The organism is Thalassobius sp. MITS945101 (assembly GCF_047123305.1).
In the GTDB taxonomy this organism is placed as follows: Bacteria; Pseudomonadota; Alphaproteobacteria; order Rhodobacterales; family Rhodobacteraceae; genus Thalassobius.
This window is the reverse complement of the sequence record NZ_CP138918.1, coordinates 1603534-1618169: the sequence shown is the minus strand read 5'-3', so window position 1 is coordinate 1618169 and position 14636 is coordinate 1603534. Positions and strand designations below refer to the sequence as shown.

Below are 14636 nucleotides of genomic sequence, written 5' to 3'. Positions count from 1 at the left end.
ACCATTTGGTAAAGTGACGATTGCGAACGTAAGTCCACCTGTCAAGAAAACTCTTTGATCGACGGGTGTAGATTGAGCCACTAATGACGACGCGACCATTTTCGCGGCACTGAATCCAGAGGTCCAGATGACTCACAGCGAGACGGCCAAAGACGGCACCCAAAACGCAACGCCTGAGAAGAAGCCCAGCCGCATCCAGCTGCGCAATCGCAAACGGATCCTGGATGCCGCGCTGGAGGTGTTTTCCCAGTTCGGCTATCGCGGGGCGACGCTGGATCAGATCGCAAAAGAGGCGGGGTTGTCGAAACCCAACATCCTTTACTATTTCGATGGGAAAGAAGCGATCCATGTGGCACTGCTGAACACCTTGATGGAGACCTGGCTGGACCCGCTGGCCGAGCTGAATCCCGCGGGCGACCCGCTGGAAGAGGTGCTGTCCTACATCCACCGCAAAGTACAGATGAGCCGCGAATTTCCACGGGAATCCAGACTGTTCGCCAATGAAATCCTACAAGGCGCTCCGCGTATGAAGCCACATCTTCTGAGCGGGTTGAAACCGCTGGTCGATGAAAAATCGGCGCTTCTGCAGGACTGGATGGACCAAGGCAAACTGGCCAGAGTTGACCCGCGCCATCTGCTCTATTCGATCTGGGCCACCACCCAGCATTATGCGGATTTCGAAGTGCAGGTTGGCATTCTGAGCGCCTCGGAAAAGGACCCGCTCGAAGGGGCCGAAGCCTATCTGGACACAATGTTCCGCAAGTTGCTGACCCCCTGATTGGGGCGCTGCCCCAAACCCGGGGATATTCGAACCAAGAGGAAAGCGCCTTTCAACGATCCTCAAATACTCATTGCATCAGATGTAAAAAAGCGCCCCGGCTTCAAGTCGAGGCGCTTTGTTTTTGGGTTTGGGCGTTCCGGCGCCTTATTCAGCCGCCTCAAAATTCGAGGGGTTGTTGGGGTGCTGGGTCCAGTTGCCATAATCGGCGGGAACCGTTTCACCCGTGCGTTCGTCCAGCTGGCCGGCCTCTACACGTTCCATGGTGATACAATCCTCAATTGGGCAGACGTTGACGCAGAGGTTACAGGCGACACATTCGTCGTCTTTCACCGTAAAGACCCGGTCCTCGGACATATCGATGGCCTGGTGACTGGTGTCTTCGCAGGCGGCGAAGCAACGGCCACAGCTGATGCAGGCGTCCTGATCGATCTTGGCTTTGGTCACATAGTTCAGGTTCAGATACTGCCAGTCGGTGACATTGGGCACCGCGCGGCCGACCAGCTCCTTGGTCGAGGTCATGCCCTTGCGGTCCATATAGTCGCTGAGGCCGGAAATCATTTCCTCAACCACTTTGAAGCCGTAGGTCATTGCAGCGGTACAGACCTGCACGTTGCCCGCCCCCAGCGCCATGAACTCGGCCGCGTCGCGCCAGGTGGTCACGCCACCAATACCCGAGATCGGCAGGCTTGCGGTCTCCGGGCTACGGGCGATTTCTGCCACCATGTTCAGCGCAATCGGCTTCACCGCCGGGCCGCAATAGCCGCCGTGGGTGCCTTTGCCGTCAATTGTTGGCTCCGGTGCAAAATCATCCAGATCGACCGAGGTGATCGAGTTGATCGTGTTGATCAAGCTCACCGCATCGGCGCCACCGCGCAGGGCTGCTTCGGCCGGTTTGCGCACATCGGTGATGTTTGGGGTCAGCTTCACGATGCAGGGCATCTTGGAGTATTGTTTGACCCAGGATGTCACCATCTCGATGTATTCCGGAACCTGCCCAACCGCAGAGCCCATGCCCCGTTCGGCCATACCATGCGGACAGCCGAAGTTCAGCTCAACCCCATCTGCACCAGTGTCTTCGATGCGGTGCAGGATGTCTTTCCAGCTTTGCTCGTCACAGGGCACCATCAAGGAGATGATAACCGCACGATCTGGATAGTCGCGCTTCACCGATTTGATTTCGCGCAGGTTGGTTTCCAGCGGACGGTCGGTGATCAGCTCAATATTGTTGAGCCCCAGGAGGCGACGGTCCGCGCCCCAGATCGCGCCGTAGCGCGGGCCGTTGACGTTGACCACGGGCGGGCCTTCGGAACCGAGGGTTTTCCAGACCACACCGCCCCAGCCGGCCTCAAAGGCGCGGCGGACGTTGTATTCCTTGTCTGTGGGCGGCGCAGAGGCCAGCCAGAAGGGGTTTGGGGATTTAATCCCGATGAATTCGCTTGTGAGATCGGCCATTGTGCTATCTCCCTTTGCTTACGCCGACAGGGCGGCGTGAATGTCTTCGGCCGCGTCACGACCTTCGGCCACGGCGGTCACGGTCAGGTCATCCCCACCCGAGGCGCAATCGCCCCCGGCCCAGACGCCATCCAGACTGGTGCGGCCCGTTTCGCTGACAGTGATCTTGCCGCGGTCCACAGCGGGCAGGTCGTCACCGCCCAGCTGCTGACCAATGGCCTTGAACACCTGATCGGCAGCCAGACGTACCGTCTGCCCTGTGGGGTTCAGATCATTGTCGGTGTATTCAAACTCTATCTCCTGCACGGCGCCATTGCCGATCACCGCTTTGGGCAAAGCATTGGTGATGATGCGCACGCCTTTGGTGGCAGCGAGTTCCTGTTCAAACTCCGACGCGTTCATCCGGTCTTTGCCACGGCGATAGACCAGGCTGACGTTCAGCGCACCGAGGAGTTTGGCCTGCACAGCCGCGTCCACAGCGGTCATGCCGCCACCAATGACAACAACGTCCCGGCCAATTTCGACCGCACCCAGATCATCCGCCTGACGCAGCTCTGCGATGAAGTCGACCGCGTCCAGCACGCCGTCCTTGTCTTCACCTTCCACGTTCAAGGCGTTCACACCGGCCAGACCGATGCCTAGGAACACAGCGTCATAATCGGATTTCAGCTTGTCCAACGACAGCCCTGCGCCGAGACCTTTGCCATGCTCAACGGTGATGCCACCGATCTGCATCAGCCAGTCGACCTCTTTCTCAGCGAAGTTGTCGACCGATTTATAGGCGGCGATGCCAAATTCGTTCAGGCCACCGGATTTGGCACGGGCATCAAATAGGGTGACGTCATGCCCCTTGGTCGCCAGACGGTGGGCACAGCTGAGGCCCGCAGGACCGGCGCCGACAACAGCAACCTTCTTGCCGGTTGCGGCGGCGCGTTCAAACGGATGCACACCCGCCGCCATCAGCGTGTCGGTGGCGTAGCGTTGCAGATTGCCGATCTCGACCGGCTTGCCTTCGGCGGTTTCGCGCACGCAGACCTGCTCACACAGGGTTTCGGTCGGGCAGACACGGGCACACATGCCGCCAAGGATGTTCTGCTCCAGAATGGTTTTCGCCGCTGCTTCCGGGGTGCCGGTTGCGATCTGGCGAATAAAGAGCGGGATGTCGATGTCCGTCGGACAGGCCGTCATACACGGCGCGTCGTGACAGAAATAGCAACGATCCGCGGCGACAAGCGCCTCGTGATCGTCAAGGGGCGGATGCAGGTCCGAAAAGTTATCGACCAGATCCTCCGCAGGAAGCCGCCCAGCAACAATGCCTGGCGTCAGCGCGTTCGAAGTCATGAATACCTCCACTGAGCTTGGTTTTGTCTTCTTTTTTGTGAATCAGTTTGCACCGTTTCATTTTTTTATCAACTGGTAAAATTTAAGCAGTTTGCGAAAAACACATTTGGGCGGCCTTTGCCCACCCTCCTCAGGAATGAGGATTTAGACTTGCCCCACGCCCCGTTAGGCCCTTCACTCTGACAAGACTTCGACGTCTGCCTGGTAGCGGCGGCGTCCCCAGAACCAAAGGATGGCACCCCATGGGTCTGCGCTTTTTCTCGGACAAAACCCGTCCTGTTCACCAGGGTCCCTACCCGCTGGAAACCCTGGCACGGTTGGGGGATCTGCCGGACCTTTCCGGACTGCCCGAATGGACCCCCACATCCTTCCGCCGCCCCGACGCGCCTGAAAGCATCGTCAACGCCATGGGCGAGTATCAGGCGATGTTGGATGCGATCCGCGACGGGGCCGTCAACCGGCTGCAATCCGAGATCCCGAGCGACCCAACAGAACGCGCCAATCATCTGAAATCTTTCGGTTATTTTAGCGACGCCAGCATGGTTGGCATCTGTAAGCTGCCGGATGCGGCACGGCTTGAAACGCCCGTTCTCAACCCCGACATTCAGCGTCTGGCGGAGGCCTTGAAAACCCGTCAGACCAAGACCCTGGCCTCTGGCATCGACATGATTATGGCCGAGTTGAAAGAGGCGATGAGCGCCAAGCCCTCCTCGATCGAGTCACATGAATTTGCGCTGGTATTCCTCTATGAATACCCGCGCGATCCGGACGCGGATGAAGCCGGCGCAGCGTGGTTTCAGGACGCACAGGCGCAGCGAGCCTGCCTGCGCGCCAATGAAACTGCGGCGGTGCTGGCCAACTACATCCGCCTGCTTGGCTGGGGGGCCAAAGCGCATTCTGGGGCCTCATCAGATGTGGATCTGAACCGGCTAGCCGTGGCGGCCGGACTGGCGACAATTGAAGGCGATCAGCTGATTGCCCCTTGGTTGGGCAGCCGATTCGGGCTCGCGGCGGTGACCTGCACCCTGCCGATCACGCCAGATCGCCCCCTCGCGCCGATGAAAGCACAGCCCTGGTCGGCCACCAAGGGCCTCAGCTGGCAGCTGGGCACCAAAAGCGCCAAGTCGGGCCTCAACCGCGATCCCTATGCCAAACGGCGCTTTGCTGACGGCGCCCATCCGTTTGAACGGCTGAAGCGGGTGGACGACCCCACAACCTATATCGACGAGGCCCATGTTGCCCGCGTCCCCAAACGCACCGATATGTTTGCCCGTGCCCTGTTTGGCGACATGGGAAAACATGTGCAGGACGCCACTAAAAACGGCCATTACGTTCGCAAGTCCGCCCCCAGCTTTGCCCAGCGGCGGGCGCTTGGTGCCTTTGTGGTGATCCAGAACGGCGATCCCAACCCCGAGGGCAAACGCCCCACCAGTCCCGAAGAAAATGCACTGAACATCAAGGCAACCAGCTATTTCCTTGGTGCCGATGCTGTGGGGATCAGCCGTTGCCCCGATTGGGCCTGGTACAGCCACGATGCTGCCGGTGAAGAAATCACGCCGCGCCACGGCAACGCAATCTCGATGATCATCGATCAGGGCCGCGAAACCATGGAGGGTTCATCCGGCGATGACTGGATCGCGGTGGCCCAGTCCATGCGCGCCTACTTGCGCTTTTCGCTGCTGGGGGGGGTGATCGCCCAACAGATCCGCAACCTTGGCTATTCTGCCAAGGCCCACACCGTGATGGACGGCGAGGTACTGCAACCACCGCTGCTGTTGCTCAGCGGTCTAGGTGAGGTCAGCCGCATTGGCGAGGTGATCCTCAACCCCTATCTTGGCCCGCGTCTCAAATCCGGCGTGGTCACCACCGACATGCCAATGGCCCATGACAAGCCAATCGATTTCGGCCTGCAAAAATTCTGCGAAAGTTGCAACAAATGTGCCCGCGAATGCCCCTCCGGGGCGATCACAGCGGGGCCGAAACTGATGTTCAACGGCTATGAGATCTGGAAATCCGACAGCCAAAAATGTGCCACCTACCGGATCACCACGCCGGGTGGCGCCATGTGTGGCCGCTGCATGAAGACCTGCCCGTGGAACCTGGAAGGTCTGTTTTCCGAAGCGCCGTTCCGCTGGGCCGCCTCCAACATCCCCGCCGCTGCCTCTGTACTGGCCAAGCTGGACGACACGCTGGGCAACGGCGGGCTGAACGATGTGAAGAAGTGGTGGTGGGATCTGGAACTGTCCGAGGACGGCGCCTACTACCCCACCAAACACCCGCTGAACCGGCGCGACCTGCAGACGGATCTGGACCTGCGCTATGAGGATCAGACCCTCGCGGTCTACCCCGCCAACCTTGCCCCGCCGCCCTGGCCTTACCCGCATCCGATGGACCGTGAGGCAGGCATTGCCGCTTATGAGGCAATGATCCCCGCCGAGGAATACCGCGCCAAACTGCTGGCCGGTGACCTGTCGGCGCTGCATATCACCCAGCCTGTGACGGACGCGCCGGTGATCCGGGTTGAGATTAAGAAAGCCGAAGCGATGACTGCGGATGTGACGAAGTATGAATTCGCCACGCTGGATGGCACCCCCCTGCCGGATTGGACAGCCGGAGCACATCTGGACGTTCTGGTCGCGCCGGAATTCCTGCGGCAGTATTCGATGTCGGGCAACCCCTCCGAAACCGGGCGCTATCAGATCGGAGTGCTGCGCGAAGACGAAGGTCGCGGAGGTTCGGCCCTGTTGCACCGGATCTTTGATGAGGGGCGGAAAGTCTTTATTTCCAAACCGATCAACCACTTCCCGCTGGCGGAAGAGGCTGAAAAGACATTCTTGATGGGCGGTGGCATCGGCATCACGCCGATGATCGCTTTTGCGCATCGGTTGCATGATTTGGGCAAGGATTTTGCACTACATTATTCCTGCTCCAGCCGTGCCAATGCGGGCTATCTGGACGATCTGGCCGCCATGCCCTGGGCCGACAAGGTGCATTACCACTTCAGCGATGAAGGCACCCGCGCCGATCTGGATCAGGTCCTGTCCGGCTACGCCGACGGCTGGCATGTCTACACCTGTGGCCCCGACCGCTTTATGGCCGGTGTGATGGAGGCAGCCGAACGGCAAGGTTTCCCCGAAGAGACGCGGCATCTGGAATATTTCAACGTTCCCGAACAGCCCGACTATGAAAACCACCCCTTCACCCTGAAACTGAAGGATGGCCGCCGTCTGGAGGTCCCAGAGGACAAGACGGCCAGTGATGTCTTGCTGGAAAACGGGGTGCATGTGGACGTGAAATGCGCCGATGGCATCTGCGGTGTCTGCAAATGTGGTCTGGTGGCCGGTGAGGTAGAACACCGCGATTTTGTGCTGTCGAACAAGCAGCGGGAAACGGGCATCATACTGTGCCAGTCCCGCGCAGCTGAGGCAGGTGGTGAGATTGAGATTGACCTCTGAGGTGCGTAGGGAACCACGCCGGGGGCAGAAGCCCCCCACGTGACCCTTCTGTGACACTTTCACCCCCGGAAAACTCTGCAGTTGCAAAACGAAATGCTGCAGCGTAGCATTTCCCTATGACCAGCAAACCGCGCCTCTCTAAAGCCGACTGGTTGAAAACCGGTTTTGCCGCCCTCGCTGAGGACGGCCCAAACGCCTTGAAGGCGGAACCACTGGCCCGCCGGCTGAAAACCACCAAAGGCTCTTTCTACTGGCACTTTGCCGATGTGCCCGCCTATCAGGCCGCCATGCTGGACGTCTGGGAAGCGGAGGCGCTGACCGCATTGACCTCTGTCATCGAAGAAGAAGCCAACGCCGCGGCCCGTCTGCGCCGGCTGGGGGAAGAGGTCACCGATTACGGTGGCGAAGCATTGGCCGATGCCAATCCAGAACACGCCGTTCGGGCCTGGGCCAAGGACGACCCGAAAGTGGCAGAACGGGTGGCCAAGGTGGATGCGCTGCGGCTGGATCTGCTGGACGGGTTGCTGCGGGAATCGGGAATATCCAATCCGGATTGGGCACGCCTGATCCTGGCGGCCTCGGTCGGGTTGAAAGACCTACCTGCCAATGACGACACCGCGCCGATGGGGTCATTGATCGACCTCGTGATGTCGCTGCGCTAGAAGCTACCGCAACAGCCGATCAATAAACCGTGCCCGCGCTTCGGGCATTGGGCGGCCCCGGGTGCCAGAAGCCAGCGATTTCTGCAGGAAATGCCCCGTTGTGCGCAGCCCTGTCGCCACCTCCTGCGGGTCCGGATCCAGTCCACCACGCAGACAGAAGGGCAAGGGCAGCATCCGGTCGGCCCAGTCGCCCGCTCCTTCGCGCGACACAGCGCGGCCAGTTTTGGGCGAGACATAGATCAGCTCCTGCGTTTTGCCGGTCACGGCGCATTCGTCCAGATCCAAGCCATAGCCCAGCTCTTCCAGCAGGGCGACTTCCCAACGCAGATAGGCCAGGGGCCACAGTTCGGTCTCATCCAGAATATCGAACAGCGCCTCCGTGCGCTCATAAAGCGCAGGGTGTGGTTCCCTTTCAGGCAGGCTGTGCACCAGCAGAGCGCAGACCGCGTTGAGCCCGGCCAAGGCTTGACGATCCTGCATCACCATCGCCGCACGACTGCGCAGCGGTTCCACGGTGTAGCTGCCAAGGTGATCTTCCAGCCGGGCGCGCCATTGCACGTCCAGCTGCGCGCCGGGTTGCAACAGGGGGGCGATTTTTCGGCTGATGGCGCCACGCATCACACCGGCATGAATACCGCGCGTCGGCGTAAAGACCTCAAGGATCGCCGAGGTCTCACCGTGTTTGCGCACAGCCAGCAATATGCCCTGGTCCCGCCACTCCATAAGGTCAGCTTTGCGCTTATCCGGCGAAGTTACAAGCGGCGATCAATCCGACAGGCCCGGCTCGTCCAGGAGGTGGCGACCGGCGCGATCTTCGACCTCAATCACCCAGAGATCCGGATCAAATGACCGCTGTTTGTGGATCGACTGGTCCACGTCAATCTCTGCGCCCGAGGACAGTTCCATCCATTGCCGCTCTCCGGTCATCAAATCAAACGAACGTTGAAACCCAACCGCCTGACCATCTAGCGTGTTCAGCTTCACCAGCACCGCCCCCGCCGTGTCATCGCCATGGACGACCACAAAAGCTGGAATATCACTTAGACGGAGCCTGGTCAGATAGGCATCAACCCAGGTGCGAGCTGTCAAACGCATAATTAAAAGTCCCAGAGAAAGTGACGTAGAGTCTACCAGCTTTACGAGTCAAACCACCAGCCATGAGGTTAACATGTCGAATTTCCGCAGACGGACCATTGTTCCGCGTTTTCTGGTGACGATGGGCGTTGCGTTGATGGGCGCAGCCTACTTCCAGGTGCACCTGATGCCCGAGCCGTACCAGATGAGCCTCGGCGGTCTGTTCAGCTTCATCGGGGCGTTCTGGTTCCTGCGCGCATCAGGCATCTTCAACAGTTAAGGGGCGCCGCTTAGGCGCCGTCTTTGAAATCCAGCCCCATCTCGGAATAGCGTTCTTTCTCTTCCAGCCAGTTGGTGCGCACCTTCACCTGCAGGAACAGGTGCACCTTGCGGCCAAGAAACTCGGTCAGCTCTTCACGGGCAGCCTTGGAGATCGCTTTGATCGTCTCGCCACGGTGGCCCAGGATGATGCCCTTGTGGCCGTCACGAGCGACGTAGATCACCTGATCCACCTTAGCCGAGCCGTCCTTGCGCTCTTCCCAGTTTTCCGTCTCAACGGTCAGCTGGTAGGGCAGTTCCTGATGCATCCGCAGCGTCAGTTTTTCGCGTGTCATCTCTGCGGCGATCATCCGCATCGGCAGATCGGCGATCTGGTCTTCGGGGTAGAGCCACGGGCTTTCCGGCAGTTCCTTGGCCAGCCACAAACGCAGGTCCTTCACACCACGACCTTTTTCAGCCGAGATCATGAAGGTGTGGGTGAAATCATAACGCTCGTTCAAATTGGCGCTGAGTTTCAGCAGCACCTCGGGTTTCACCCGATCGATCTTGTTGATGGCCAGCGCAATCTTGCGCCCTTCGCCGATCTCTTCCAGCCCTTCCAAGATGCGTTCAACCCCTTCGGTCACACCCCGGTGGGCCTCAACCATCAGCACAATGATATCCGCATCCGCAGCGCCACCCCAGGCGGCGGCGACCATAGCACGGTCCAGACGGCGGCGCGGTTTGAACAGACCGGGCGTGTCCACAAAGACCAGCTGCGCATCGCCTTCCATGGCCACGCCACGAATGCGGGCACGGGTGGTCTGCACCTTATGGGTCACGATGGACACCTTGGCCCCCACCATAGCGTTGGTCAGGGTGGATTTGCCCGCGTTGGGCTCTCCGATCAGGGCAACAAATCCGGCGCGTGTGGTCATATGTGTGAATTCCTAAGGTGGTCAGTCTCCGCGACAGACCTCATCGTCTGCCCGGCAAGGGGGCAGGTCTAGCCGATTTCACCGGCTTTGACCAGAAGGGCAGTTATTGCTGGGTTAAACGGTCCAGAAGCGTCTTGGCCGCCGCCTGTTGCGCCAGCCGTTTGGAGGCGGCTGTGGCCTCTTCGGTCTCACCACTTTGCAGGGTCACCTTAATGGTGAACACCGGCGCATGGTCGGGGCCGGAACGGGACACTTCTGTGTAGTTCGGCGGGGTCTGTTTGCGGGCCTGCGCCCATTCCTGCAACGCGGTTTTCGGGTCACGGGCATCCGATTCAACTGAATCCACCCGATTGCCCCAAAGCCGCAGCACCAGGGCCTTGGCGGCCTCAAACCCGGCGTCCAGATACACGGCGGCAATCACCGCCTCCATCGCGTCGCCCAAAAGCGCCTGCTTGCGCCGGCCGCCTGACATCATCTCGGAACGGCCCAGTTTCAGCACCGCCCCCAGATCAATCTCTTTCGCCACGTCGGCGCAGGCCTCCTTGCGCACCAGCGCGTTGAAGCGCGGCGCCAGCAGGCCTTCGCTTGCGGCGCGGTCCCGCTCTAGCAGAGCCTCGGACATCACCAGACCCAGCACCCGATCGCCCAGAAACTCCAGCCGCTGGTTGTCCTGCCGCGTGGGCGAAGACTTGGACGAATGGGTGACGGCCCGAACCAGAAGCTCGGGGTCGTTGAACTTGTGTTCGATCCGGCCTTCAAAGGCTTTCAGTTCGGCCGAGAGTTTCATTCGACCGCCGCAAAGTAACGGTCCGACCGCCAGGTCCAGAAGGCCAGCATCGACCGCCCGGCGGAGGAGAACATGATCCGGTCAGCGCGCCCAATCAGGTTTTCGTAAGGCACAAAGCCAACACCACGGGCGTTCTGATGAACCCGGCTGTCGATGGAATTGTCGCGGTTGTCGCCCATGAAGAAGTAGTGACCCGCTGGAACAGTCTCAACACGGGTGTTGTCCACCCCATTGCCATCGCGAATGTTCAGCACCGTGTAGCTGCGCCCGTTGGGCAGGGTCTCAATCGCGGCCTCTTTGGCACAATCGCCGTTGCTGCCAACAATGGATTTACACCGAGGTTTGCCGCCTTGTGGCCCCTGCTGTTCGTTGACCTCAACAAAATCGGCAGTCGGTTCCTGCGGCACAGGTTCGCCATTCAGGTAAACCACGCCATCGCGTACCTGCACGGTGTCGCCCGGCAGGCCAATCACACGTTTGATGTAGTCGATCCCAGAGGTCGGGTGGCGGAAAACGATGACATCGCCCCGCTCCGGCTCGGAGCCCATGACCCGGGTGTTCTCCCCGTCGATCACCGCGCAAATGTCTTTGGCATCGAGGCCAAGGAAGCGGATGTTCGGGCAGGAGGCATAAGAGTAGCCATAGGCCATCTTGTTCACGAACAGGAAATCGCCGATCAGCAGCGTCGATTTCATCGAGCCGGACGGAATCCAGAACGGCTGAAAGAACAGGGTGCGGAAAATCCCGGCAATGGCCAGCGCCCAGACCACGGTCTTGATGGTCTCAACGACCGCATTGTCCTTTTTGGCCTCTATCGCCATCTGCTCTTTCTCCTGAAATCTTCTTTGTTTTGCTAGATGCGGAATGCATAGGGCCGAGTCAACCCGCGCCCCCGTCCCCATCCTTCACGATCGGCGGAAATTGGGCACTTAGCCCCTGAGCGCTGTGTGTCGACTGTCCGATCGGCAGGGCTTCGATCACCACAAAGGCCTGCGCCCAGGGGTGATCATCTGTCAGGGTCACATGCACAGTTGCCTCATGCCCCTCAGGCGTCATCGCCTCCAGCCGCTCTTTGGCCCAGCCGGTCAGTTCCATCACCGGCTGGCCGGTGCGCAGATTCCTCACCGACATGTCTTTCCAGGCGATCCCCATGGCCAGCCCGGTCCCCAGCGCCTTGGAACAGGCCTCTTTTGCGGCCCAGCGTTTGGCATAGGTGCCGGCCACATCTTTGCGCCGCTCCGCCTTGGCCTGCTCCAGATCCGTGAAGACACGGTTGCGGAACCGGTCGCCAAACCGCTCAAGCGTGCCAGCGATCCGCTCGATGTTGGCCAGATCGGTGCCAATGCCAAGGATCATTGATGCCAAACCCCAATGTCACCCGTGGCCTGATTGAGCGTCACTTCCAGGGTAATCGGCAGGAAGTCGTTGTAACCGGAATCAAACCGCTGCGCCTCGAAGTTGAAGATCAACCCAATAGAGGGGTCGTAAGCCGCGCCGACATTGGCAAAATCGATGCCGGAAAACCCAATACTGCCCTCCAGCGACACCACCCGACACTGTCGGTCGCCCAATTCATTGTAGGGCGGCGACAGGACCAGCAGGTGAAAGGCTCCCGCCGCAGGTTCCACTGTATCCAAAAGCGCCAGACGCACCGCGCCATTGGCAAAGAGCCTGGTGTTGTCTTCCCAAGGTTCCGCCAGATTCCGCGCCTGTGACTGCCAGTCACAGTCCACTACATCACCGGCGAATACCGGCGTGCTGAGTGTCATCGCAATCGCGGTTGCAAGAATATGCCGCATCAGGGGGCCTCCAATCGGGTGGTGAAAATCTTGGCCGCGGCCGCGCCGAACAACAGTCCGAACACCAGGTCAAAACCCCGTTTCGCCCGCGCATAACCCCGTGCAATCGGCGCCGCGCTGAACAGCAGCGCATAGCCGAAAAACACCAGCATCGACACCGCGATCAGCGCGCCAAACAGCGACCAGACTGCCCCCATATCGGCACCAGCCGGCAGGGCCACGGCATAGACCGCGCCCCAGGAAAAAATCGCCTTGGGATTGGTCAGGTGCAGCGCCAGGCCCTTGGTGAACAACCGGTTGCGGCTTTGGGCGGGCTGCACCGTTGCCGCGCCGCCTTGCCATGCCGAACGAAGGGATTTCAGCGCCAGAAAACCCAGATACCCAGCCCCTGCATAGCGCAGCAGCTCAAACACCCAGGCGTGCGCCAGCATCATCGCCGACAGGCCCAATCCGGCGGCAATCCCCCAAGAGGCCGACCCGCAGACCACACCGGCCGCCAGGGTCAAACCAGCCCGCCGTCCCAACCCCATCGAGGTGCCAGAAATCGCCAGCGTGGCCGGGCCGGGGCTGCCCCCGGCCACGGCCCAGGCGATCAACAGGACAGCCAGACCCTCCACCATCACGCAGCGCTTTCGGCGCGGGCTTCGTCCATCAGGCGGCGCATTTCGCCAATGGCTGGCGTCAACCCACGGAAGATCGATTCCCCAATCAGGAAATGGCCGATGTTCAGCTCCATCACTTCTGGGAAGGCCGCAACCGGCTGCACCGTTTCATAGGTCAGCCCATGGCCCGCATGCACCTCCAACCCCAGCGAATGGGCATAGGCCGACATGTCCCGCAGCGCTTTCAGCTCTTCCTCGACCTGCGCCATATTGCCTTCGGCGAAGTGGTCACAATAGGCGCCGGTGTGCAGTTCGATCACCTCTGCCCCGATCCGGGCAGCAGCTTCGATCTGTTTCCGGTCCGCCGCGATAAAGATCGACACGCGGCAGCCAGCGTCACGCAGAGGGGCAATAAAATGGGCCAGCTTATTTTCCTCGCGGGCCACCTCCAGACCACCCTCGGTGGTGCGCTCTTCGCGTTTCTCCGGCACAATACAAACCGCATGAGGTTTGTGGCGCAGCGCGATCTGCTGCATTTCATCGGTGGCCGCCATTTCGAAATTCAACGGCACCGACAGAACCTCCATCAGCCCGTCAATGTCCGCATCCGAAATGTGGCGGCGGTCTTCGCGCAGGTGGGCGGTGATTCCATCCGCCCCCGCCTCTTCGGCCAGCTTGGCAGCGCGCAGGGGATCGGGATAAGCCCCGCCCCGGGCATTTCGCACAGTGGCCACATGGTCAATATTCACGCCAAGGCGCAGTTTTCCCAAAGGCTTCATCGCCTTCTCCTTCGCTAAAAGCCTTCCCCGTCGGGGCTGACTTTAGTCCGCTTTGGAGCCGCCGTCAGCCTTCAGATGGGCTTTTTTCTTGATCGCGTCCAGTTTCGCCTTCAACGCGCCTTTACGGCGGTTCTGATAGGCGCGGATCAGTGGCACGGAAATATAGTAGCAGACCATACCGGCGATGATGCCGGGGATCAGACCGCCAACAAGATAGGGCAGAAAAACCTCTTGGTAGAATTTGCCCAGTTGATGCCATTCCATCTGCCGATCCGAAAAGATCGCGAGGAAGTTGTCCTTGAGGTTGGCGCCCGCATCCAGAAACTTGCCCGCAAGTGACCGCTCTACATCGCCCACATCGCCGCGACGCCCCAGCAGGAAATAGCCTGCATTCATCGAAACCACACCAATCGGCACGTAGGTCAGCGGGTTGCCAAAAAAGGTGCCCAACAGCGCGGCAAGGATGTTGCCACGCATGATGAACGCAATGGTGCCCGCCACGATGAAGTGCATGCCGTAAAACGGAGTGAAGGTGGTGAAGACGCCAGCAAAGATGCCGCGCGCGATTTTTTCGGGCGAGTCCGGCAAACGATGCAACCGGTGTTTTACGTAACGCGCCGCCCGTCCCCAGCCGCCACGCGGCCAGAAGAATTCGAACACGACCTTCCAGATCGGTCGTTTGTCGCGGCGCTTAAAAACCAAGGCGTG

The 14636-nt window shown here is 60.1% G+C and carries 16 protein-coding genes; 4 read left to right on the top strand and 12 right to left on the bottom strand.

All coding sequences use genetic code 11. The features are described 5' to 3' along the window. The first annotated feature begins 127 nt into the window (after positions 1–127). Positions 128–778, top strand: coding sequence for a TetR family transcriptional regulator C-terminal domain-containing protein (locus tag SIC14_RS08155; RefSeq protein ID WP_412565325.1), 651 nt, complete (start codon positions 128–130; stop codon positions 776–778). 147 nt (positions 779–925) lie between these two features. On the opposite strand, the gene preA is transcribed toward SIC14_RS08155, so the two are convergent. Continuing rightward, positions 926–2233: an NAD-dependent dihydropyrimidine dehydrogenase subunit PreA gene (gene preA / locus SIC14_RS08150; RefSeq protein WP_412565324.1), complete on the bottom strand. Its 1308-nt coding sequence runs from the start codon at positions 2231–2233 to the stop codon at positions 926–928. A gap of 18 nt (positions 2234–2251) precedes the next feature. Further along, on the bottom strand, positions 2252–3574 hold the full coding sequence (locus tag SIC14_RS08145) for an NAD(P)-dependent oxidoreductase (protein ID WP_412565323.1): 1323 nt from the start codon (positions 3572–3574) through the stop codon (positions 2252–2254). A gap of 242 nt (positions 3575–3816) precedes the next feature. Between SIC14_RS08145 and SIC14_RS08140 the strand changes: the two genes are divergently transcribed. Both SIC14_RS08140 and SIC14_RS08135 read left to right on the top strand, forming a co-directional pair. Continuing rightward, complete coding sequence (locus SIC14_RS08140; protein WP_412565322.1) at positions 3817–7029, top strand: reductive dehalogenase; 3213 nt, start codon at positions 3817–3819, stop codon at positions 7027–7029. 116 nt (positions 7030–7145) lie between these two features. Further along, the gene (locus SIC14_RS08135; protein ID WP_412565321.1) at positions 7146–7691 is read left to right on the top strand and encodes a TetR/AcrR family transcriptional regulator; all 546 of its coding nucleotides are present in this window, start codon (positions 7146–7148) and stop codon (positions 7689–7691) included. A 3-nt stretch (positions 7692–7694) separates the two neighbouring features. Here SIC14_RS08135 and recO read toward each other — a convergent pair whose 3' ends face one another. Together recO and SIC14_RS08125 are read right to left on the bottom strand one after the other, a co-directional pair. Then, the gene (gene recO / locus SIC14_RS08130) at positions 7695–8414 is read right to left on the bottom strand and encodes a DNA repair protein RecO (protein ID WP_412565320.1); all 720 of its coding nucleotides are present in this window, start codon (positions 8412–8414) and stop codon (positions 7695–7697) included. A 42-nt stretch (positions 8415–8456) separates the two neighbouring features. Continuing rightward, positions 8457–8789, bottom strand: a complete 333-nt coding sequence (locus SIC14_RS08125; RefSeq protein ID WP_412565843.1) for a DUF1491 family protein — start codon at positions 8787–8789, stop codon at positions 8457–8459. 70 nt (positions 8790–8859) lie between these two features. Between SIC14_RS08125 and SIC14_RS08120 the strand changes: the two genes are divergently transcribed. Further along, entirely contained in the window at positions 8860–9045 is a 186-nt protein-coding gene (locus SIC14_RS08120; protein ID WP_412565319.1) for a hypothetical protein, read from the top strand. A 10-nt stretch (positions 9046–9055) separates the two neighbouring features. Here the strand turns inward: SIC14_RS08120 and era are convergent, their stop codons facing one another. The 8 genes from era to SIC14_RS08080 all read right to left on the bottom strand — a co-directional run bounded on the left by era (position 9056) and on the right by SIC14_RS08080 (position 14630). Then, positions 9056–9961 carry a GTPase Era gene (gene era, locus SIC14_RS08115; RefSeq protein WP_412565318.1) on the bottom strand — a complete coding sequence of 302 codons (906 nt, stop codon included), beginning with the start codon at positions 9959–9961 and terminating at the stop codon, positions 9056–9058. Between the two features lie 103 nt (positions 9962–10064). Continuing rightward, complete coding sequence (rnc, locus tag SIC14_RS08110) at positions 10065–10748, bottom strand: ribonuclease III (RefSeq protein ID WP_412565317.1); 684 nt, start codon at positions 10746–10748, stop codon at positions 10065–10067. Beyond that, on the bottom strand, positions 10745–11569 hold the full coding sequence (gene lepB, locus SIC14_RS08105; protein WP_412565316.1) for a signal peptidase I: 825 nt from the start codon (positions 11567–11569) through the stop codon (positions 10745–10747). The genes rnc and lepB overlap by 4 nt, the downstream gene beginning before the upstream one ends. A 58-nt stretch (positions 11570–11627) precedes the next feature. Then, a complete protein-coding gene (gene acpS / locus SIC14_RS08100; protein WP_412565315.1) occupies positions 11628–12104 on the bottom strand; it encodes a holo-ACP synthase in 477 nt (158 codons plus the stop codon). Next, complete coding sequence (locus SIC14_RS08095; RefSeq protein WP_412565314.1) at positions 12101–12547, bottom strand: hypothetical protein; 447 nt, start codon at positions 12545–12547, stop codon at positions 12101–12103. Before SIC14_RS08095 ends, acpS begins: the two co-directional genes overlap by 4 nt. Beyond that, positions 12547–13167, bottom strand: a complete 621-nt coding sequence (locus SIC14_RS08090) for a LysE family translocator (RefSeq protein ID WP_412565313.1) — start codon at positions 13165–13167, stop codon at positions 12547–12549. Before SIC14_RS08090 ends, SIC14_RS08095 begins: the two co-directional genes overlap by 1 nt. After that, entirely contained in the window at positions 13167–13928 is a 762-nt protein-coding gene (locus SIC14_RS08085) for a pyridoxine 5'-phosphate synthase (RefSeq protein ID WP_412565312.1), read from the bottom strand. Before SIC14_RS08085 ends, SIC14_RS08090 begins: the two co-directional genes overlap by 1 nt. Positions 13929–13970: 42 nt before the next feature. After that, positions 13971–14630, bottom strand: coding sequence for a DUF2062 domain-containing protein (locus SIC14_RS08080; RefSeq protein ID WP_412565311.1), 660 nt, complete (start codon positions 14628–14630; stop codon positions 13971–13973). Positions 14631–14636: the final 6 nt, after the last annotated feature.